The following is a 21,463-nucleotide window of genomic DNA, read 5'->3' on the forward strand; positions in this document are numbered from 1 at the left end:
AATGAAACGACGATAACCGTGAGTCGAAATACTGTTACCGTCGTTTTGATACCAATTGGTATAAAACCTAAATTAATATGAAATCAAAGAAAGCAAAAAATCTTATGAAAGGTGCGCCAAAATGCGTCTTTCTTATGTTGTTACTTGTTGCAATATCTTGGGCACCAATATATGCTCAAAATATTACCGTACAAGGAAAAATTACTGCTTCAGAGGATGGGCTACCAATTCCCGGAGTTAGTGTTATAGTTAAGGGTACTTCATCAGGTACAATTAGTAATTTTGATGGGGTTTACGTAATAAAAGCTAAAAAAGGCGAAACGCTAGTTTTTAGTTTTATTGGAATGGAAAACCAAGAACAGGTAGTGAATAGTCCTCAGCTAAACATTAAGTTAGTAACCGAGAGTATTGGTTTGGATGAAGTTGTTGCCATTGGTTATGGCACCGTTAAAAAGAAAGAATTAACGGGTGCTGTTGCGCAAGTAAAGTCAGATGATATTACCCGTGTGGTAACCTCTGATGTAGGAACTGCTTTACAAGGTCTAGTAGCGGGTGTTAACGTTACTGCGAACTCTGGTGCGCCAGGAGAGAATTCAAGTATTTTAATTCGAGGAGTAAGTTCTATTGATGGTAACAATACACCATTATATGTTGTAGATGGTGTCCCTCAAGAAGGAGATCCTCGTTTAAGTACCAATGAAATAGAAACCATTGATATCTTAAAAGATGCAGCTTCTTGTGCCATATACGGAACTCGTGGTGCTGCAGGTGTTATTTTAATCACTACCAAACAGGGTACAGAAGGATCTTTAAAAGTTTCGGTTAACGGTAGTTACGGTATTCAGGATATTCGTTCAGGAACACCGCTGATGAATGCTTCGGAACAGACTTATGCCGATTTCTTAACTAGTAGAATTGTAAGTGGTAGTAATGATGATGATATGTTTTTGTCAACTTTGCGTTCTGCTGAAAGTTTTCAGAATGATACAGACTTAGGTTCCTTAGTTTTTATTGACTATGCACCGGTACAAGACTATAGTGTTAATATTTCAGGTGGAACAAAAGATATCTCTTACAATGTAATTGCAGGATATTATAACAAAGAAGGGGTAATTGTAAACTCAAACTTTGAGCGTTTTAATACCAGAGCAAATACGACTTACAAACACGGAAAATGGCGTATAAATGCAAGTATTGGTATGACTCAAGAAAAAACAGACCGTGCGCCAGGAGGAATTATAACACAAACGATTAAGTATCATCCTACCATGGAGATGATTGATCCGAATAGTGATTCACCAATTGAAACGAGTCATTCTACAGAATCCAATCGTGTTAACTGGGTAATGGACAGTTTTAGAAATACTGACGAAAGCAATAGAGTTAATGCATACGGAAACTTTAATATTAACTACGAAATCATACAAGGCTTAAACTTATCTACTCGTTTAGGTACAAATGCAACCAACGACTATCGTCATCAATTTAGTCCGTTTCAGGAAGTTTATGATGTGGACGGAGAGTTAATAGGAAGTAAAGAAACCAATAGTTCAGTAACCAATACTTCCAGTCGCAGAACTGCTTTAACGTGGGATGCTAACTTAACTTATCGTAAAAAGTTTAACAAGGTTCACAATCTTACTTTGATGGCGGCTCAGTCTTTAGAGAAGTTTCAGTTCGAAAGTCATCAATCTAAAAAAGCTGCGGTTTTTAATAACGAAATAGATGTTCTTGATGGGGCAATAGCTAATCCTAGTGCAAGTTCTCAAGGTAACGATTATGTCAATAAATTAATAGGTACAATAGGTAGGGTGCAGTATGGTTATAAAAGTAAATACCTATTTAGTGCTTCGGTTCGACGCGATGGTTCATCAAGGTTCTCTAAAGAGAATCGTTGGGGAGTATTTCCATCTACTTCAGCTGCATGGAATATTTCCGATGAAAGCTTCTGGTCAGGTTTAAAAGACGTTGTTAATAATATGAAACTAAGAGGTAGTTATGGTGCTGTAGGAAACCAGAACTTTAGAAACTATGCTTATTCTGCAGGTATTGAAGCTGGCTTAGATTATTCAAATGCCGATAATATTAAATACGGAGCAGCGCAAACTTCTTTTGCAAATGGCGATGTGAAATGGGAAACATCAATACAGAGTAATATAGGAATTGATTTATCCTTTTTAAAGAATAAAATTACATTCACAGCGGAGTATTACAATACCAACAAGCGAGATATGCTTATGCCTATAACATTGCCTGGTTCAACAGGTAATATACCAAATGTCAATATGAGTCATGATAAGGTATCTGTTGTTTATTTAAACGTTGGTGATATGACTAACCAAGGAATTGAACTTGCCCTTGGTTATAGAGCCAGAACAGGAAAAGTAAATTGGCGCTTTAACGGAACTTTTAGTACAAACGATAATAAGGTTACTAAGATTAATGGCTTAGGTGGTTTTACATTAATGGATGATTCAGGTCTGATTTCAGGTAAAAAAGCCGTATCGCAGGTTACTGCTTTAGCTGAAGGTTATGAGGCAGGTGCTTTCTTTATTTATGAAACAAACGGTATTGTTGATACGCACGCAAAGTTGGCAGAATACCAAAAAGTAAAACCAGATGCAAATTTGGGTGATTTAATTTATGTTGATAATAATGGCGATGGAGAGATCTCTGATTTAGATAGAGTTTACATGGGTAGTGGTTTACCCAAGTACGAAGCCGGCTTAAATGCCAGAGCAGATTACAAAGGATTTGACTTTTCGATGCAGTGGTATTCTGCAATTGGCCATGAAATTATGAATGGAGCCAAAGCTACTGCTTATGGTTGGGGACGCCACGCCGATTTAATTTATCAGTGGTCTGATAATAATCCGGGTTCTAGCATACCATCCTATAGAGGGGAACCTGATAAACATCCTAATTATGCAGGATATACTGATTTGTGGCTCGAAGATGGAACCTTTGTTCGTTTAAAGGAAATAACCCTGGGTTACACTTTACCAAATTCAACAACTCAAAAATGGGGTATTAGTAAGTGTCGACTATATGTAACTGCTCAAAATCCATTAACTATTACTGGGTATACAGGTTATGATCCAGAAGTAGGAGGTAATGTAAGGAGTAAAGGTTTGGATAAAGGAAATTATCCTGTTACTGCATTATATACCGTTGGTTTTAATCTAAACTTTTAAAGACTAGAACTTATGAAGAAGAACATATTAAAATATACAATTGCCATTTTATTGAGTGTATCTTTTATGGCTTGTGAAGATTGGTTAGAGGAATCAAATCCTAATCAATCAGATAGTGAATCATTTTGGAATAACCTGGAGCAAACAGATTATACATTAAATTCGGTTTATGCTAGTTTATTAAGTCATTATGTGCTTAATATTAAAGAAGAGGCCTATCGATCAGATATGGCAGTACCTGGGTTCGGTCGCCCTAACTACGGAGAAACTGGTGCTCAGTGGAACTTTCAGTTATATACCAACACAGATATTTCTATTTATAACAAATGGGAGTCCCTCTATCTAGGTATATTTAGAGCTAATCAAACCATTGCTGGTTTAGAAAAGTGTAAAGATTCTGTTGATCCTGATGCATGGGCTATACAAATGGGGCAGGCCCGTTTCTTTAGAGGCTTATTTCATTTTTATTTGCACTCTGATTTTAATAAGGGAAGTGTTATTATAAGAGATTTTGTACCAAGTACAACTGAAGAATATAATAAAGCATTATCCCCATCAGAAGATGTAATTAAATTTTTCAGAGAGGATTTAAAATATGCTTACGAAACTTTACCAACAATCTTCGAAGATGCTAAGGATAATTATAGAGTAACCAGAGGTAGCGCTGCTACAATTTTAGGAACTAGTTTTCTGTATGAAAATGAAATAGATTCAGCAGTTGTAATGTTCGAGGATATTTGTAATATCAATAACGTTGATGGCGAAAAATCATATGCTTATGAGTTAGTGCAGGATACTCTGTTATTATTTACCACGGCCGGAGAGAATAACAAAGAGTCTATTTTTGAAATTGAATATACTACTGCTTTAAAGCCAGAGTTAAATACATGGGTAGAGGATAGGTTAACCAATAGGTTAGCTTCTGACTCATGGTCAAATACCACTTCATCATTTTTTCCTTCATGTTGGATGATATGGGAGTACCTTAACGAAGAAATGGATCCATTGGACACAAGAAACTATGATGTGACTTCAACAATGAGAGATGTTTCCTTAAGAGGATCAGCGATGGTAGCTTTATTTCAAGATGAAAATTCGTTGTATTATGGTAAGCCAGCAGTATATAGTGGTAAAGCACCCTTTAGTTACGATAATGGTTTCTCTCGATATAAAAAGTATACCAACCATGATATTTTAAGCGATGAAAATGATAATCCAGGAGGTAGAAATCACTCAGGAAAAAATATCACAGTGAATCGTTTAGCAGATGTGTATTTGATGTTAGCGGAGTGTTATATCTATCAAAACAAAATAGATGAGGCTTTAAAGTTGATCAATGATGTACGTAGTCGTTGGGGCTTAATAAGATTGGGCTTAAGTAATGGAGATACTCAGTACACTTACAATGAAGTTGCTTATGATGATCAGAGCTTGTTAGATCGTTTGCAAGAAATTGAAAAGCCATTAGAGATGTCTATCGAAGGGCATTCTATCCGATGGATTGACTTGCGCAGATGGGGTAAGTTGGAGTCGAACTTTGAGAAACGCGCTGCTGAAACATTCTGGACAGCTGATTATGCCCCTAAAGATGGCAGTAAGGTAAAATGGAATAGTACCATTACCAAGATAGATCCAAACGACCCGAATAAAGCGGTTGCTAAAGACTTTGAGCAAGCAGCTATTAACTTTAAGTACGATTTACATGCTTGGTTGCCAATTCCATCAACAGAGATTGTAAGTAATCCAGGTTTGTACGGCAATTAATCTTAAAAGCGAAGAAAAATGAAAAGATTAGAAAATATATACATACTAGTAATTCTGCTAGCCTTCAGTTTTTTTGTGGGAGCTTGCGATAATGAATATGAGCCAGCAGGTTTTGTATCCGATGTATCATGGTATACCAGTCAGCGAAACGGAACAGATTATCAGCTCAACGAAGATGAGTATATGGCTTTTATGGATCTCTCACAGGGGCTTCTTAGTCACGAATGGATCATTGAAGAAGGCGCATACTTTTTAAAAGATGGTTTTAGTAAAAATGACTCATTGCCATTGTTTATTGATGAAACGAAAGGTTTATCAAGTGATGATGCAGCTGTTAGTATTTTATTTACGAAGCCTGGCGAAAGAAAAGTAAGACTTTATAATACTTTCTCTGAAAAAGTTAGCTACAAAGGAGCGGTTGAATTTGAAGCTATTCAAGAAGGTGATATATGGGTAATTGATACCACTTTTATTGTGGATGTTTACGGAGCTATGAAACCTGCATTTCAGGTTTTTCAATTAGTAGAAGATGAGGATGGTAATATAATTGAAGAGAAAGAAATCCTTAGTGTAGATGAAGAGTGGGATCCTCAATTGGAAGATGCCGCAGAGTGGGATACAATTGAGGTTGAGATGGGAAGTCGACTAAAATATGTTGATTTAACTACTACAGACCGACCAACTGGTAGAACTTGGACCTTTTTTAATAAACCGAATGAGGTTTCAAATCTTGCTGAAAGCATTGTTTATTACAATAAACTAGGAGATACTAATAATGGTGCAGGTACTTTACGTTCTGAGAGAACTAGTGAAAATAACAGTGTTCCTTCAGCTAATACATTGAAACGTATTCCATTGCACGTAAGAACTGTAGCTTCTTCAAAACCATTTGTATTTATAGGTGGACTTATGGAGCATGAGGATGAATCTATCACATTTAGTGTTTCAGGTACAGTTGCTAAATTTTCTGGTATCGAAAGCGCATTTACAGTAAATGTAACAAATGATAAAACAGGTTTTGATGAAGTGATTGCAGTGCAATTAGCAGAAGTAAATCCTGAAGACCCAACTAGTATAAAGTTAACCTTAGCAGATCCAATTTATAATACCGATAAAATAAAGGTATCATACGACCCTGCAAAAGGAGAAATAAAATCTTCTGATGAGCGTAGTTTAAGTTTATTTACTAATGAAGATGTTCTTATCTATGCGGGTGAAAATATATTAGATAGTGATTGGGCAGGATTCGAAGTTTTCAATTCAAATATCTTAAAAGCTTATTGTGAAGGATATTGGGGAGCTGCGATTAATGATAATGGAACCTATCAACGTACGGAAAGTATGTCATTATCAGGCAAGGCTTCTATGAGGTACAGCAGTACAGATGGTTTTACTAAAAATAGAACCCTGCAAGGATCAGACTTCTCAAAGGAAGGAGATATACCAGCAGGTACATACCTTGTTACGCTAAATATTTACTTAGAAAGTGGTAATACAATGACTAAAATCAAAACGGCGATTCAAACACCATATCAAGCTATTCCTTGGGATCTTACTGATGTGGAAAGAGGTAAGTGGGTTACTTTAAGTCAAGAAGTAACTACCGATTTAATTGTGTCTGGGAAACGATACGATTTATTAGTGAACCCAGCTGATAACCCTACTGCAGTTGGAGATCAAACCTTTTATATTGACGATCATTCGTTTACTAATTTAGAATTACGACCATAGTTTATTATTCATGCAGCTCTCTTTTGGGAGCTGCACTAAATATCAGAAACAATGAAATTATTATATAAAGCAATATGGATTTCTTTAGCAGTACTAACCTTTACAAGTTGCGATGAAGTAGAGTGGCAAGATTCAGATACGGCTCTTACGCCTATCTATTTACTTACAGATTTAAATGATGATATCTCGTTACACGCAGTTGAGGTGTATAAAGAAAAGGCTTTACTTATTGAATTTGAAAAAGCTTCAACTTTAAAAAGTTTTGCGATGGTAGATTTTAAGGATAAAACTTCAAGCGAAGGTTACCTTGTAAATTACACCTTAGAACGAGAAGCACTTACTGAGGATGATAATGACACTACTCTTATTCGTTTTTATCACATAAGTGGAACTGCAATTGATAGCGTGGGTGTTTATGAGGAGTATGAAATTACTGCAGCTAATGATACAGTACTTTCAGCAACATCAGCATGTACGATATATACTGATGAGCGATTGTTTTAAAGTTTAAAACATTTTGATTTATAAAAGCTGTCATATCTATGGGCAGCTTTTTTTGTGCGTATCCATTTTAAAAACTGTACAAATGTACAGTTGAGTACTTTTTTAATAAGGTGTGTTTAATTATTTGGGGGGGCAAACACTCAAGAACATGTCAATTGTACTTACAAGAACAATGTTACAATCTATTATTTTGTACATTGCGCATCGTTATTTAAAATAAACTTTTATACATAATAATTTATTTGAAGATGAACAGAACATATTTATCATTATCCCTTGTGTTCGCTTTAGTATTAACGCTTTTCTCATCATGCGGAACAAGCACAACTAAAGAGACAAAAAAAGAAACTAAGCCTAATGTAGTTGTTATTTATTTAGATGACTTAGGATATGGCGATTTAAGTGCTTACGGAGCTACTGAAATTCAAACTCCTAATATTGATGCTATTGCTAATGGTGGCGTTAAATTTACCAATGGTTACGCTTCTTCTGCTACATGTACACCATCTCGTTATGCATTATTAACAGGTACATATCCTTGGAGAAATAAAGATGCCCGTATCTTACCAGGTACAGCTCCTTTGTTGATTAAAACAGATCAGTTTACATTCCCAAAAATGATGAAAGAGCATGGCTACCAAACTGCAGTTGTTGGTAAGTGGCACTTAGGTTTAGGAACGGGCGTGGTGAATTGGAACGAGCATGTTACTCCTGGACCAAACGAAGTTGGTTTTGATGAGGCATATATTATGGCAGCAACACAAGATCGTGTTCCTACGGTATATATTGATAATGGAAATGTTGTTGGTTTAGATCCTAACGATCCTATCGAAGTAGATTATAAAAACAACTTTGAAGGTCAGCCTACAGGTAAAGATAATCCTGAATTATGTGAAATGATGTGGCATCACGGTCATAACAGCACTATCATCAACGGTATTCCTCGTATTGGATTCATGAAAGGTGGAGAGAAAGCACGTTGGAACGATGTTGATATGGCAGATCACTTCTTAGCTAAAGCTCAAGATTATGTGAAGAATCATAAAGACGCACCATTCTTTTTATACTATGCAATGCAACAACCTCACGTACCACGTACACCACATCCTCGTTTTGTTGGTAAATCAGGTATGGGACCAAGAGGTGATGTAATTTTAGAAGCTGACTGGGTAATTGGTGAGTTTATGAAAACTTTAGAGGAAGAAGGTATCTTAGAAAATACTTTAGTGGTTTTCTCTAGTGATAACGGACCAGTATTAAACGATGGTTATAATGATGATGCTGTTGAGTTATTAGGAAATCATAAGCCTACAGGTCCTTTAAAAGGTGGAAAGTATAGTTTATTTGAAGCGGGTACACGTGTGCCATTAATGACTTATTGGAAAGGTACTATTAAGCCACAAGTATCTGATGCTTTAGTATGCCAAATGGATTTAATGACTTCGATTGGAGCGATGTTAGGTTCTGATAAAACTTATTCGGATAGTAAAAATGTATTGGATGCATTTTTAGGAACTTCAGTTAAAGGAAGAGAAAGCTTAGTAATTGAAGCAAATACAAAAACTGCTTTCCGTAAAGGAGATTGGATTTTAATTCCTCCTTACAAAGGAAAGCCAGTTAACACTCAGGTTAATATTGAAATGGGAATTAGCACAGACTTTATGCTATTCAACTTAAAAGAAGATATTGGCCAAGAGAATAATTTAGCAAAAGCACAGCCTGAGAAATTAGAGGAAATGTTAGCTGAATTTACAGCGATACGCGGTGAATATGGTAATACAAAAAAGTTAGAGCTTAGATAAGCGATAATTGATAATATAGAAAAGGCTATAAAACAGATGTTTTATAGCCTTTTTTTATGTGTCTTGTAAATACTCAACTGTTGCAATAATACTTATTGCTTACCAAGTAACCGTTTTTCTGCGGATAGGCATTGTCATACATCGTGCACCACCACCACCTCGGGCTAATTCAGAACCCTGAATAGTTACAACACACTTGTTGTAGGTGTTAATATCAACTTTGTTGTTAATTACATCACTTGCCGAGATTATTTCATAGCCATTGTTATTCATATCCTCAAGGGTATAAACATTTCGGGCATAGCCCATAACTTTACCCGGAGCAATAGCAAAAAAGTTAGCCCCACTATGCCATTGTTCTCTCTCTTGAATCCAAAGGTCTTTTCTGCCCCCACAAAATATTGGTTTAAGATCCATACCTAAACCTTTTAAACAATTTAGCAGGTTATCTTTCTTTTCAATTTTCTGAACCTCTTCATTATCTATCGTAATTAAAATGGTTTGATACCTGTTGGGTTGCATAATTACCGGATCGTATACCATGCAATTGTCTTTATCCAAAAAGGTAAAAACCATGTCTAAATGAATGAATGATTCGGGTTTCGATGGCAGTTGTTGCACCACTATATAGTGTTTGCCTTTATGTCTTTGTTGTATCGATTTTGCTATAAAATCAATCCCTTGTGTTGTGGTTCTTTCGCCGGTACCAATTACTAAAATATCTTCACGTGCAATTTGTACATCACCACCTTCGATAGAAATCAGGTTTTGATCGCCCGAGCTTTCGGTAGGATTAATGGTAGATGATTTGATTAACGGAGCATTGTTAAATATGGTTTCCATAACCAACGATTCTCTTTCTCGCACTTTATTCGCCATCTTACCAATCAGCACCTTATCGTGCACTGTTATTGAAGCATCGCGTGTAAAAAAGAAATTATGCAAAGGTCGTAAAGCATAGCGTTCATCAGATAAAAATGCACTTAAAGTATTGTTCTCTAAGGGCACACCTTCAATAATTTGTTGGGCTAATTCAGCTGAAGGCAAATCCAATAACTTATCTTTTAAAAATAATACGTTCTCGCTGGTACAGATATCTGTAACTAAGTTATTTTTTACCGAGTTGTTATTAAGGCAGCTTTCCAATAAATCTTTAACCTGAAAAGTTTTAGTCACCTTATTTAAAACACCGGCATGCTGTTGGTATTCTTCATCAGCTACTGATAAGTTTAGGATATCACTGTACAAGGCTCTTTCTGCATTACCCGGAGTCATATTTTCAACCTCGCTACCTGGCGTGTGTAATATTACTCCTTCTAATTCTCCAATTTCTGAATCAACTGAAGTTTCTATAATTTGGCTCATACTTATTGTTTGTGATTGTTTAGGGCAAAATTACGTAAAGCATCTCACCAAAAGGATGATAATTATTATGGATGGTAGGCAAAATGTATGGGAATAGCCTTTACCTGACAAAATGTTCCTTTTTGTCATTGGGAAGTGCCTTTTAACCTTTGGGAAGTGCCTTTTTGTGACAAAGAGTCACTTTTTACCATCGGGAACAGCCCTATTGATATAAAGCGTTGCCTTTAGATAATTAAGAAATACCTTTTCGCAATAGGCGGAGGGTAATATGCATAGTGGACTTATCATCTTCTGTTCAGGTACTGTTTTTTTGTTTGAATAGATGTATTTATTCAATAGGGAAGGGGTAATTTTGCTGTTATATTTTGGATTGAATTTAAATATCTATTATAACACTATAAGGCTAGTTTTTCAATTACTTGCTTTTTATCCCATCCTTCCAATAATGCTTTCTGATACAATTTGGCTCTAGTAGCATCATCTTTTACCAGTGCAGCTTCTAATTTATTATCATAAAAGTAGAGTTCTCTGGTGATGGTGTCATTCGAATCGTCGATAATCTCATATGTTTTATCTTTCGGAGGAACAGAAAAATAGAACGATTCAAACACCTGAGTTTTCATTCTAAACGGAGGAAGTTCGTTATTTAAAGAACCACCACAAGCATTTTTGCCTGCAATATAACCCTGTTGTTCGGCTGCGTGCCAAAGGCCTGTGGTTTGTCCATTTGGATGTTGGGCCACATCGCCAGCTGCAAAAATATCATTAACAGAGGTTCTAAGATTTTTATCAACAATAATCCCTCGTTTGCAAGCTATACCGCTTTCCATAGCCAATTGAATATTTGGTACGTATCCAATGGTACTAATATGCATGTCAAACTGGTAGTTTTTGCCATCGATGGAAGTTATTTCCGAATCAGAATTGTAAGAAATATGCTTACAATCTAGTTGTAATTCAACTCCTGCCTCAGCAAGGGAATTTGCCATCAGCTCACTAAAACGCTTATTGAAGAACTGTTTTAAAAGCATATCACTTCTATCTATTAAAACCACTTTTTTGCCCATATCCACCAATTGTGAGGCCGTTTCAACGCCTTCAACTCCAGCTCCTACAATTAAAACATTAGTGGCATGCTCTGCTTTTTTAATGATATCTTCTACTTGCTGAGCTGTATAAACATGCGCAATGTGCTCTAGGTTTTCGATGCTTAGTTTCTTAGGTAATTGACCCACCGCAATAATAAGTTTCTCAAAACGTAAACTATCATTATTTGCGAAAGTGAGGTTTTTATTTGGGCCGTCAATTTTAGTTACATGCGCATAACGTAACTCAATGTTCTGCTCACTGAGCCATTCATTGCTAACCATAGCAAAGGCTTCTCGCTTAAAACCCGATTTTATATTTTTATTGATATGAGTTCGTTTATAGGGTAGACGATCTTCATCGGTAATCCATAATATACTTGCACTCTTCTGTTCTTCCCTAATGGCTTTTATGGCGCTATAACCAGCACTTCCGCCGCCAATAATAACAAATTCATATGCTCTCATAGTCTAGTAAATTTTGGTGATACTCTATAAAGATGATAGGCTACATAATGTTCAGGAATTATTTTGTAGCTAAAATGGCTTTTGCGGAGATTAGAATAGTTATTCCTTAAAAATTATATAGATTTGCGCTCTCATTTAAACAAAACAAACCATTTCGAGTTATAGAGTCGAATATGTTTTTTATGAAGAGTTGGTTTAAAATATTGGCGTTTGTAGTGTTGGGAGCTTTCGCGTTTCCTAACATGGCTAAGTTGCTACATCATTGTGAAGCTACGCACCAGTATTGCGATCATCACCATGCCGATGAAAAGCAGAGCGATGGATTTGCTAGTAACATAACAGAGGTTTCAAACCACAATTGTTATATCTGTAATTTCCATTATGCAGGTTTTGAAGTTGAAAGGCAGCTTTTTTTAAATCACATTACAAATACTTATCAAAGGGAATTTGCGGCTCGTTTGCAACGAGGCTATAATTCCATTCTATTTTCATCCAATCCCCATCGCGGACCACCAAATAATCTGGTTTAGTTAAGTGTCAGTTATAATGCCTTACCGTTTTATGCGGTAAAGTGCATCAATATATCTGTGCTTATACAATAGTTTATTGGCGTTTATTAAAAACTTGTATAGTTTTTAAGGATGCCCGGGATACCTATTTCTTAAAAATATTAAGAGACATAGGTTGTATAAATTTGTTGATCAGATTACGATGAATAAGAATATTGTTATTACAATAATTGTTCTATTTCTATCTGTAAGTTATGTTTCTGCACAGTTTACTGTTCAGGGTGTTGTTTCTGATGAAACAGGTATGCCTTTGCCAGGATGCCATGTTCATTACGGGAAAACATGTAACATAACTAATGGTGATGGAGCATTTACAATTGAGGCTAAGGCCTTAACAGCAAATCTTACCTTTACTTTTATGGGCTATAATAGTTTGGACACTTTAGTTCGTTCAAACACAAGCTTGGATATTCACATGATTCCGTCGCACGAAATGGTTCAGGAAATTTCTGTTAAAGGAAATAGGATTGATACCATGAAATCGCGAAAAAACGAAGTCGTAACAGCGGAGTTCATGGCTCAAAACTTGTCGAGCACTTTTATTAAAAGTTTAGAAAGATTACCAGGCGTAAATGCTATGGATATTGGTGCCAATGCCTCAAAGCCTATTATTAGAGGAATGGGATTTAATAGGGTAGTTGTAAGTGAAAATGGCGTAAAACAAGAAGGTCAGCAATGGGGCGCAGATCACGGACTAGAGATTGATCCTTTCAATATTGAAACTGCCGAAATAGTTAAAGGTGCATCGGGTATTGAGTATGGTAGCGATGCCATTGGTGGATATATTAATATTAGTAACGATAAGGTTCCTCTGCCTAATACAGTTTCTGGCGAAGCAAGCTTTTTAACCAAGAGTGTAAATGCCACTTTTGGTGCATCGGGCGCTGTTGAAGCAAGAGGGGATAAGCACTATGTGAAAGTGAGGGCAAGTGCCATTGATTATGGCGATTATAAAGTGCCAACAGATCAAATAATTTATTTAGATAGGATTGTCCCCATTTATAATGGCCGACTTAAAAATACGGCAGGTAAAGAGTACGATGCCTATCTTCAATATGGGTATTTGCACGAAGCTTTTAAATCGTCGATCACCATCAGTAATGTTTACCAGAAATCCGGATTTTTTCCCGGAGCCCACGGTGTGCCGGATGCTGACCGTGTGAAACATGATGGTGATTATCGCAATATTGATTTTCCTTATCAAGTGGCCAATCATACCAAGGTGATGAGTAATAACAAATTCTATTTCAACTCAGGTGAGTTAATAGCTGATCTTGCTTATCAATTTAATAATAGGCAAGAGTTAAGTGAGTTTCATACACACTATGGCAATCAATCGCCCCCAGAAGTAGATCCTGATTTAGAGTTAGCATTTCGATTGAGTACCTATACAGCTAATGTTAAGTATGTTTTTAAGGAAACAGAAAAGCATGCTATTTCCATAGGTTCGCAATCGCAGTATCGCGATAATAAAGTAGGAGGTTATAGCTTTTTAATGCCCCAATATCAGAGTTTATCAACCGGATTATTTGCTAAAGATACTTATACAATAAACTATAAGTTTAAAATGAACGTAGGGCTTAGGTTTGATTATTCAAATATTGATACCGAGGCTTATTTTGATCCTATTTTATACGATTATTTTATTGCGAAAGGTAGTAGCGAAGAAGAAGCCAGTTTTTATGCCCAACGAAGCACTGAATTGCATAAAGATTATGGTGATTACAGTTGGTTAGTTGGTTTTGTTTACGAACCAGCTAATAATTGGATTACGCGTTTTAATGTCGGCAAAGCTTTTCGCACGCCCACAGCAGTTGAGTTATCTTCTAACGGAATTCATCACGGTTCGTTCAGACATGAGTTAGGCAATGGCGAACTCGATTCGGAAAAGGGGTATTATACCGATGCTAATGTTGAATTCAACAATAGTTTGTGGAGTTTTTCGGTAAGTCCGTATTTGTATTATTTCACCAACTTTTTGTATTTGCGCCCAACAGGAGAATGGAGTAGTTTACCGCATGCAGGTCAGATTTATGCTTATGATCAAACAGCTGCAATTGTATCAGGTTTAGAGTTGAGTGCACGCAGGCAATTGGGTAAATTCAGTGCAGATTTTACGCTCGAGTATGTTTATAATCAACAAGTATCTGATGATCCTTCACAGTGTTATCCTTTACCATTTACACCACCGTTAAACGGATTTATAGAAATAGATTATGCTGCTTTTGCCCATTCAAAAGTATTGAAGCAAAGTCGATTTTTTGTGAATACCCGCTTTGCGTCAAAACAAGAAAATGTGGCCCGAAACGAAGAGGTTACAGATGGTTACTTCTCGTTAGGAGCTGGTTTTTCAACAAAAGTTAGATTAAGTAATAAGGAGGTGGATTTAGTATTGCAGGGGTTCAATTTATTGGATGCCAAGTATTACAACCACATGAGCTTTTACCGACAGATAGAAATTCCTGAGCAAGGAAGGAATATTCAATTATTGGTTAAAGTTCCATTTTAATTATCACAAATGAAATGCGACAACATAGTGTCGCACAATTATCTATTTAAAAACAATCAAACATTTTATATTATGAAGAAGTATTTTTTATTTGCAGTAGCAGCAATGTTTTTAGTAGCATGTAACAACGATAATGACGACGTTGATACAACAAAGCCCGTTATTGAAATAATAAAACCAGTTGCAGATGCAGGTGAGGATCATATTGAATTTCATCAGGGTGATGAATTCGAATTTGAAGCGAAGTTTACAGATAATGTCGCTCTTAAGTCTTATAAAGTTGCGATTCATTATAATGGTGATGGACATGAGCATGGTGCCGTAGTTAAATCTGCTACTGAAGAGGATCATGTTGAATGGGATCAAGAATGGTCTGGAGATCTTAAAGAAGAACAAGAAGATAGTGTAGCCTTTTTAATTGAAGTTCCTGAAAACGCTGAACCGGGTGAGTACCACTTAGGGGTTTATTGCTTTGATGTTGCTGGTAACGAATCAACGACGTGGATGGAGATTGTAGTTGAAGAAGAAGGTCATGATCACGATCATTAACCTTATTATTTAATACCATCAGCGCCAAGTACAATAATATGTGCTTGGCGTTTTTTGTTATAGGTCATATATTATAAGCCACTATTTATTACTGCTCAGTATGGTTTTGATTCAAACTAGAGAAGTAGCTTAATAGGATAAGATTAAACTCTAAGGCAAATATTAGTTATGTAACTATATAGCCAGTAAAATATATTGTGGAGGTATTAATTTAGTATATCTTACTTTGGCCGAACTCAATATAACTTATTATTATAAATCAATATTGTAAATGAATACATGTCTTTTATGATAGATCGTAAATAAAATGGTTTTATTAATTACAATTATCATTTTTTATGGGGTGAATTTCTTATAATTATTATATTTGCACTGGGAGACTATAAAAATACACCACCTATGATCTATTTTATTTGCTTTTGTGGCATAGCTATGTCTTGTTATATAGTATGGCTTCAAAAAAAATGTAAAGGCTTAAAGCAACACATTAATACACCAATGCGTGAAGAGGCAGAAAAATTAAGTGACTCTTTTGAAGAAAAGGATGATGAGCGTTTAGCTGAATTAAAACTACTCTCTATTGTTGCCAAGCAAACCGATAATGCCATCATGGTAATGGATGTTGAGGGCAATATTCAATGGATTAATGATGGTTTTACTCGTATGTATGAGTATACCTTCGAAGCTTTTATAAAGCAACGAGGCACCAATATTTTACAAACGAGTTTTAACCCTTTAGTGAGACAATGTATTAACGAAACGCTTAGTACAAAACAACCCACATCATACGAAGCGATTAATGTTACACCATCAGGAAACGAAATATGGACTCATACTTCTTTGTCGCCAGTACTTGATGATAATGGCGAAATAATCCACTTAGTAACGGTTGATTCTGATATTAGTAAGCGTAAAAATGCCGGCGATAAACTGATTGAACGTGTTGACCAATTAACAATGAGAATTGGGCGTTTGGCAAAGCAACAATCCGAGATGATGACCTTTACCAATGAGCTATTTGATAAGGTAAGCAGCACAAGTAAGAAAATTGGCGAAACAAGCCAAATTGTGAAGTATATTCATGAAATGTCTGATAAGATTAAGATAATGGGATTGAATGCATCTATTGAATCTCAGTATGTTGGTGATTTAGGTAGCGGTTTTCGGGTAATTTCTGGTGAGATTGTTCAAATGTCAGAAGAAACGAAGAAGTATTCGCGTGATATCTCAACCATTGTAGATTCAATTCAAGTTGCATCAGATCAATTGAATAAAGGAAAAGACTTGGTGGAACAAGCTTCAGGTGATTACGTTAAATCTGTCGATGATTTAAAAGAAGAAGTATTACTAGTAGAGGAAGTTGTGGCTGAGCTTCATTAAGGCTGTGCATTAAATTTGTAACCCATAACTAATACATCATCAATTTGATCGTATAAGCCGCGCCATTTACTAAAGGCTTCTTCAAGCTTGTATTTTTGGCGCTCCATTTTTAGTTTATGATGCTCTAGTAGAATTCCTTTAAAACGTTTGGCCATTAATTTCTTATTAAAGCTTCCTCCAAACTGATCTGCATAGCCATCCGAGAATTGGTAAATTAAATCATTATTGGTAATGTTAATTAAATGGTTGGTATAAGGTCGAATCTGAGGGTAAGGACCTACGGGTATTCTATCTCCTTTGTATTCTATTAATTCTCCATTACGTATGATGTAAAGAGGTAAGTTAGCACCTGCAAATTCCATTGTATTTTCCGAGTGATTGATACATACTACCGAGGCATCCATTCCATCCTGAACCTCATTTTCGGTATTGTTAGCTAGCGTGTTTATAATGGCATTTCTTACCCTATCTAAAATTACAGATGGAGTAGTAAGGTTGTCAAAACGAATGGCTTCTCTAAAAAACACCATACCTAACATACTCATCAAGGCCCCGGGAACACCATGGCCTGTACAATCAGCTGCAACAATTATTGTTTTGTCTTCGGTGCGGTGTGTAATATAAAAATCACCGCTAACAATATCACGAGGTTTATATACTATAAAAAAGTCCTCGCCTAAAGTTTCCTTTAAATGTAAATTACTAGGTAACGACGCTTCTTGAATCCTTTGGGCGTAAAATATACTATCTGTAATGGTTGAATAGATCTCTTCGATAGATTTTAAATAACGTGTGTTATCATCAAGTGATTTTTTTAGGCGCAACTGCGTTGAAACTCTAATACGAAGCTCCTCAAAATTGAAGGGTTTTGTAATAAAATCTACTCCTCCTGAGCTAAATCCTTTTACAAGACTATTGGAGTCTGTAGCGGCACTTAAAAAGATAATAGGAATGTTTTTCGTTTCTTCATCAGCCTTTAATCTTCGGCATACTTCATAGCCATCTATACCAGGCATTACAACATCAAGCAAAATAAGATCGGGTTTTTTTATTCCTTTGGCAATTCTAATACCATTTTCGCCTTTGGTTGCCGCAACACATTTGTAATCGCTCAGCGCCTCCCCAAGCATTAGGATATTAGCTTTTGAATCGTCAATAATAAGAATTTTTTGAGGGGATAAGAGCATAAGTTATAGTTTACCAGTTATTGCATTCTGCTTATTAAGGAGTAAATCAAGTTACTTCTTTAAATATAAGCAAAATACAATTAAAATGGTAGGGTATTATTTGGCTATAGTTTATGCTTAATTAAATAAGGATTTTAAGATATGAGATGTCATCGCTGGGTTTTCTTTTAAGCGTCGTATTGAATATTTAAGCCAATCTTTTCCGAAAGGAATATAAACCCGCATTTTTTTATTAGATTTCACAATCTGATCTCTCAAGTGAGGGGTTACACCGTATAGCATTTGGTATTCAAACATATCGTCTGATACATTATGTTTTTGTATTAATTTCTTCGATTCTTTTATTAAGAAGTCATCATGCGTTGCAATACCTACATATACTTTATTAATGAGGAGCTTTTCTAATAAAAGTAAATAGTTCTCATTTATCTTTTTAGGATCTTTAATGGCAATGCTTTCATCTTCAATGTAAATTCCTTTACAGAGTCTGAAGTTTAAGGGAGATTCTGCACTATGTTCTGTGAGTAAATGATCAATGTCTTTTTCTGTTCTATATAAGTAGGCTTGTAATACCAGACCAACATTTTGCGGGAATTCAGCTTTTAATCGCTTATAAAGTTCTATTTCTAAATCAACACATGGTGAGTCCTCCATATCAATTCTAACAAAGGAATTGTAAGCACTAGCCAGAGCAACAATTTCATGAATATTTTTATAGCATTGTTCTCTATCAATTAGGAGTCCAAAACTGGTAGGTTTAAGCGAATACGTTCCTTCTACATTCTTATTTTCGAAGGTATTAATTATATCAAGATATTGTCTTTTATAATAATCCGCTTGCGACATGTTTTCTATAAACTCACCAAGTAAATCAATGGTGACATTAATCCCTTGGTTGTTTAATTTTTGGGATACTTTAATAGCATCGGAGAGTGAATCACCAGCGATATATTTTTTAGAGAACATCCAAACAAATTTCTTTGGAAGATGCGGCAAAATGGCTGTTATTACTTTACTTATCATGCAATATGTATTTGAGATTATTTATTAATTAGGTATGATCTCAATTTCATTATTTTGCATAAAATAAAAAATGATAATTCTCACAAGGTGTTGAATATTAGTTAAATATGACTATTATCATATTTGTGCTGAATATGATTCTTTAGCGTATAAGCAAAAAAAAAGAGCCTGATAATCAGACTCCTTAAATCAAAAATAAGATTGATGTTATTATTTTAAAGGCTCAATTTCAAACAATAATTGATCTTTCATTACAGTTTCTTCAGCCTTAACATGAATTGATTTTACTTTACCATTAATCGGACTAGTAATTTCATTTTGCATCTTCATGGCTTCTAAAATCATTACAGGTTCACCCTTATGAACTTCAGCGCCTTCGCCAACAAGAGCTACTACAATTTCGCCAGGCAATGGTGCATTTACTTTCTCAACTTTTGGTCCTGCTTTTTTACTTAATTTTGCCTTTCTTTTGCTAGCAATTTCAGTATCAATAGTAAACGTATAAGTGTTACCATTAATCATCACGCTTACCTCATTCTGCTTTAAGCTAACAATTTCGCCAACATGAGATTTCTTTTCACCTTTTATTAAAAATTCCTCTTCGTTTAAAGGTTCTATTTCAACGTGAGATTTTTTATTATTAATTTTATTAATCTTCTTATCCTTAACCTGAACTGTAACTTTCTGTTCTCCAGTTAAAGTGTAATTTTTTGTATGATGTATAAGTCTCATAATAAATGTAATTACAAATTACTAAGTTTTTATTTGAGTATAAAACGAAGGTTATTAACCAACTATTTAATTACCCTTAATTTTTTTACTCATTGCCCAGGCTGAAACAGATTTGTCAGATAATGTATCAGAATTAATCTTTTCCTGCTCATTAAGGTATGCTTGCATAGCTAATGCTGCAGCGGCCACAAGCTCATCATCTTCTTGATAAAAGCTCTGCTCTAAGTCAGTTTCAATAAATGATGTGTTATAATTACCCTTAACAAATGAAGGTGTTCTCATCACTTGCTTAAAGAATGGTAGTGTAGTTTTTACTCCCTTAATTGTGGTGCTGTTTAATACAGATCTACAGTTCTTAATTGCCTCAGATCTGTTTTTGCCTGTTATAATTAATTTAGCAACCAATGAATCAAAAGAAGAAATAACCACTTTGCCAACTTGGTAACCCGAATCAACACGTAAACATTTCTTGTTAGGGATATCCATTTGCTCAATTAAACCTGTTGAAGGAGCGAAACCCGATTGTACATCTTCAGCATTAACTCTTAACTCAATAGCCCATCCATTAATTTTGATATCTTCTTGCTTGATATCCATGGCTTCATCTTGAGCAATTTTAATTTGCTGCTCAATAATATCGAAGCCAGTAATTTCTTCAGTAATTGGATGTTCTACCTGAACACGTGTATTCATTTCCATGAAGTAATGGTTCAAGTCTTTGTCAAGCAAGAACTCAACAGTACCTGCACTGTAATATCCGGTAGCCTCACAAAGGCGCACTGCATCTGCTCCAATTTTGGCTCTCAACTCTTCAGTTAAAGCCGATGATGGAGCTTCTTCAAGTAACTTTTGGTGCTTTCGCTGTATGCTACACTCTCTTTCAAAAAGATGAACTACATTCCCTTTTTTATCAGCTAAAACTTGAAATTCTACGTGACGTGGATTCTCAACAAACTTTTCGATAAGCATTGCATCGTTATCGAATAAAGATTTTGCTTCGTTGGTTGCGAGTTTATACATCAGTGCAAGCTCGCTTTTTTTACGAACAACACGCATTCCTTTTCCACCACCTCCAGCAACTGCTTTTAGCATAACTGGATATCCAATTTCTTCAGAGGTACGTTCCGCTTCTTCTAGAGTAGAGATTACGCCCTTACTTCCTAATAAAACAGGTACCTTATTTTTAATCGCCATATTTCTGGCCAGCCCTTTATTACCCATCTGATTAATGGCTTTAGAAGAAGGTCCAATGAATATGATATTATTACGTTCGCATTCTCTTGGTAAATATGGGTTTTCAGATAAGAAACCATATCCTGGATGTATGGCATCAATTTTATTTTCTAATGCCACTTCAATTAATTTATCAATATTAGTATAAACATTGATAAATGTATTATCTGATACATCAATCACCTCATCCGCATGCTCAATATGTAATGCATTTGGCTCATGGTGAGATAAAAACATATAGGTTTTAATACCCATAGATTTTGCTGTGCGTGCAATTCTAATGGCTATTTCGCCTCTATTTGCAATTAAAATCGATTTAATCTTCATTATAATTTTTTTTTACAGACGACTGATTGCTTAAAAGTTAC

15 protein-coding genes are annotated in these 21,463 nt (G+C 35.5%); 9 read left to right on the forward strand and 6 right to left on the reverse strand.

Going from position 1 to position 21,463, the window contains the following annotated elements; translation table 11 throughout:
* Window positions 1-134 precede the first annotated feature (134 nt).
* From QMO11_RS18360 to QMO11_RS18380, 5 genes are all read left to right on the forward strand, one after another.
* Window positions 135-3,194, forward strand: a complete 3,060-nt coding sequence (locus tag QMO11_RS18360) for a SusC/RagA family TonB-linked outer membrane protein (RefSeq protein ID WP_282039060.1) — start codon at window positions 135-137, stop codon at window positions 3,192-3,194.
* A gap of 12 nt (window positions 3,195-3,206) precedes the next feature.
* Complete coding sequence (locus QMO11_RS18365; protein ID WP_282039062.1) at window positions 3,207-4,958, forward strand: RagB/SusD family nutrient uptake outer membrane protein; 1,752 nt, start codon at window positions 3,207-3,209, stop codon at window positions 4,956-4,958.
* A gap of 18 nt (window positions 4,959-4,976) precedes the next feature.
* Window positions 4,977-6,689: a hypothetical protein gene (locus tag QMO11_RS18370; RefSeq protein WP_282039063.1), complete on the forward strand. Its 1,713-nt coding sequence runs from the start codon at window positions 4,977-4,979 to the stop codon at window positions 6,687-6,689.
* 51 nt (window positions 6,690-6,740) lie between these two features.
* The gene (locus tag QMO11_RS18375; protein ID WP_282039064.1) at window positions 6,741-7,193 is read left to right on the forward strand and encodes a hypothetical protein; all 453 of its coding nucleotides are present in this window, start codon (window positions 6,741-6,743) and stop codon (window positions 7,191-7,193) included.
* Window positions 7,194-7,441: 248 nt separating this feature from the next.
* A complete protein-coding gene (locus QMO11_RS18380; RefSeq protein ID WP_282039065.1) occupies window positions 7,442-8,995 on the forward strand; it encodes a sulfatase family protein in 1,554 nt (517 codons plus the stop codon).
* Between the two features lie 99 nt (window positions 8,996-9,094).
* On the opposite strand, the gene QMO11_RS18385 is transcribed toward QMO11_RS18380, so the two are convergent.
* Together QMO11_RS18385 and QMO11_RS18390 are read right to left on the reverse strand one after the other, a co-directional pair.
* Window positions 9,095-10,360, reverse strand: coding sequence for an arginine deiminase (locus tag QMO11_RS18385; protein WP_282039067.1), 1,266 nt, complete (start codon window positions 10,358-10,360; stop codon window positions 9,095-9,097).
* Between the two features lie 395 nt (window positions 10,361-10,755).
* On the reverse strand, window positions 10,756-11,913 hold the full coding sequence (locus tag QMO11_RS18390) for an NAD(P)/FAD-dependent oxidoreductase (protein ID WP_282039068.1): 1,158 nt from the start codon (window positions 11,911-11,913) through the stop codon (window positions 10,756-10,758).
* Window positions 11,914-12,095: 182 nt separating this feature from the next.
* On the opposite strand from QMO11_RS18390, the gene QMO11_RS18395 reads away from it, so the two are divergent.
* From QMO11_RS18395 to QMO11_RS18410, 4 genes are all read left to right on the forward strand, one after another.
* Window positions 12,096-12,443: a hypothetical protein gene (locus QMO11_RS18395; protein ID WP_282039070.1), complete on the forward strand. Its 348-nt coding sequence runs from the start codon at window positions 12,096-12,098 to the stop codon at window positions 12,441-12,443.
* Between the two features lie 181 nt (window positions 12,444-12,624).
* Entirely contained in the window at window positions 12,625-14,991 is a 2,367-nt protein-coding gene (locus QMO11_RS18400; RefSeq protein ID WP_282039071.1) for a TonB-dependent receptor, read from the forward strand.
* A gap of 72 nt (window positions 14,992-15,063) precedes the next feature.
* The gene (locus tag QMO11_RS18405; protein WP_282039072.1) at window positions 15,064-15,540 is read left to right on the forward strand and encodes a DUF4625 domain-containing protein; all 477 of its coding nucleotides are present in this window, start codon (window positions 15,064-15,066) and stop codon (window positions 15,538-15,540) included.
* Window positions 15,541-15,939: 399 nt separating this feature from the next.
* Complete coding sequence (locus tag QMO11_RS18410; RefSeq protein WP_282039073.1) at window positions 15,940-16,920, forward strand: methyl-accepting chemotaxis protein; 981 nt, start codon at window positions 15,940-15,942, stop codon at window positions 16,918-16,920.
* On the opposite strand, the gene QMO11_RS18415 is transcribed toward QMO11_RS18410, so the two are convergent.
* From QMO11_RS18415 to QMO11_RS18430, 4 genes are all read right to left on the reverse strand, one after another.
* Window positions 16,917-18,107, reverse strand: a complete 1,191-nt coding sequence (locus QMO11_RS18415) for a response regulator (protein WP_282039075.1) — start codon at window positions 18,105-18,107, stop codon at window positions 16,917-16,919. The genes QMO11_RS18410 and QMO11_RS18415 overlap by 4 nt on opposite strands.
* 117 nt (window positions 18,108-18,224) lie before the next feature.
* Complete coding sequence (locus QMO11_RS18420; protein WP_282039077.1) at window positions 18,225-19,130, reverse strand: proline dehydrogenase family protein; 906 nt, start codon at window positions 19,128-19,130, stop codon at window positions 18,225-18,227.
* Window positions 19,131-19,340: 210 nt separating this feature from the next.
* A complete protein-coding gene (locus tag QMO11_RS18425; RefSeq protein WP_075602336.1) occupies window positions 19,341-19,862 on the reverse strand; it encodes a biotin/lipoyl-containing protein in 522 nt (173 codons plus the stop codon).
* A 66-nt stretch (window positions 19,863-19,928) separates the two neighbouring features.
* Window positions 19,929-21,422 (reverse strand): acetyl-CoA carboxylase biotin carboxylase subunit, encoded by a 1,494-nt coding sequence (locus QMO11_RS18430; RefSeq protein ID WP_282039079.1) that lies wholly within the window; start codon window positions 21,420-21,422, stop codon window positions 19,929-19,931.
* Window positions 21,423-21,463: the final 41 nt, after the last annotated feature.

Origin of the sequence: Saccharicrinis aurantiacus, from assembly GCF_947489045.1 — a bacterium.
Taxonomy (GTDB): Bacteria; Bacteroidota; Bacteroidia; order Bacteroidales; family Marinilabiliaceae; genus Saccharicrinis; species Saccharicrinis aurantiacus.

Excerpts from the sequence above, each read along its gene's own strand:
- QMO11_RS18360 (WP_282039060.1), top strand. The coding sequence starts at position 135 with ATGTTGTTACTTGTTGCAATATCTTGGGCACCAATATATGCTCAAAAT.
- QMO11_RS18365 (WP_282039062.1), top strand. The coding sequence starts at position 3,207 with ATGAAGAAGAACATATTAAAATATACAATTGCCATTTTATTGAGTGTA.
- QMO11_RS18370 (WP_282039063.1), top strand. The coding sequence starts at position 4,977 with ATGAAAAGATTAGAAAATATATACATACTAGTAATTCTGCTAGCCTTC.
- QMO11_RS18375 (WP_282039064.1), top strand. The coding sequence starts at position 6,741 with ATGAAATTATTATATAAAGCAATATGGATTTCTTTAGCAGTACTAACC.
- QMO11_RS18380 (WP_282039065.1), top strand. The coding sequence starts at position 7,442 with ATGAACAGAACATATTTATCATTATCCCTTGTGTTCGCTTTAGTATTA.
- QMO11_RS18385 (WP_282039067.1), bottom strand. The coding sequence starts at position 10,360 with ATGAGCCAAATTATAGAAACTTCAGTTGATTCAGAAATTGGAGAATTA.
- QMO11_RS18390 (WP_282039068.1), bottom strand. The coding sequence starts at position 11,913 with ATGAGAGCATATGAATTTGTTATTATTGGCGGCGGAAGTGCTGGTTAT.
- QMO11_RS18395 (WP_282039070.1), top strand. The coding sequence starts at position 12,096 with ATGAAGAGTTGGTTTAAAATATTGGCGTTTGTAGTGTTGGGAGCTTTC.
- QMO11_RS18400 (WP_282039071.1), top strand. The coding sequence starts at position 12,625 with ATGAATAAGAATATTGTTATTACAATAATTGTTCTATTTCTATCTGTA.
- QMO11_RS18405 (WP_282039072.1), top strand. The coding sequence starts at position 15,064 with ATGAAGAAGTATTTTTTATTTGCAGTAGCAGCAATGTTTTTAGTAGCA.
- QMO11_RS18410 (WP_282039073.1), top strand. The coding sequence starts at position 15,940 with ATGATCTATTTTATTTGCTTTTGTGGCATAGCTATGTCTTGTTATATA.
- QMO11_RS18415 (WP_282039075.1), bottom strand. The coding sequence starts at position 18,107 with ATGCTCTTATCCCCTCAAAAAATTCTTATTATTGACGATTCAAAAGCT.
- QMO11_RS18420 (WP_282039077.1), bottom strand. The coding sequence starts at position 19,130 with ATGATAAGTAAAGTAATAACAGCCATTTTGCCGCATCTTCCAAAGAAA.
- QMO11_RS18425 (WP_075602336.1), bottom strand. The coding sequence starts at position 19,862 with ATGAGACTTATACATCATACAAAAAATTACACTTTAACTGGAGAACAG.
- QMO11_RS18430 (WP_282039079.1), bottom strand. The coding sequence starts at position 21,422 with ATGAAGATTAAATCGATTTTAATTGCAAATAGAGGCGAAATAGCCATT.